Genomic DNA, 613 nt, shown 5'->3' on the forward strand with positions numbered 1-613 from the left:
TCGCGTCTTCCGCCGACAAAGGGGCCGTGCGCGTCCTGCCGGAGTGATCCGGCACAAGCGGGACTTGCCTTCCACTGGAAACTGCGGATGCCCGTCCTTCTCCGGGGCGGGCATTGATCCACGCGGCATCAGGCAATAGGGTTTGCGCCGCGCCCGTCTTTGAGCGGCTCATTGCGATTCATGTTTCATGCATTATCGGACAGGACATTCCATGACAAAGAAAGTGACCAAGGCGGTATTTCCGGTTGCGGGTCTCGGGACCCGTTTTCTGCCTGCGACGAAGTCGATCCCGAAAGAGCTCATGACGCTGGTGGACCGTCCGCTGATCCAGTACGCGATCGACGAGGCGCGGGCGGCGGGGATCAAGGAGTTCATCTTCGTGACCTCGCGCGGCAAGTCGGCGCTGGAGGATTACTTCGACCACGCGCCGGAACTGGAAAGCGCGCTGCGCAAGAAGGGCAAGGATGATCTGCTGGAGGTCCTGAAGGACACCAACATGGATTCGGGCGCCATCGCCTATGTGCGGCAGAACCGGCCGATGGGGCTGGGCCATGCCGTCTGGTGCGCCCGCCGCCTGATCGGCAACGAGCCCTTCGCGGTGCTGCTGCCCGAT

The 613-nt window shown here is 62.8% G+C and carries 1 protein-coding gene; it reads left to right on the forward strand.

Translation table 11 applies throughout. The annotated features are described in order from the left end of the window. Positions 1-211: 211 nt before the first annotated feature. Positions 212-613: UTP--glucose-1-phosphate uridylyltransferase (locus PKE99_RS39320; protein WP_271215147.1), on the forward strand; the 402-nt coding region annotated here is incomplete at its 3' end.

Origin of the sequence: Pseudonocardia halophobica (genome assembly GCF_027922425.1) — a bacterium.
Taxonomy (GTDB): Bacteria; Actinomycetota; Actinomycetes; order Mycobacteriales; family Pseudonocardiaceae; genus Pseudonocardia; species Pseudonocardia halophobica.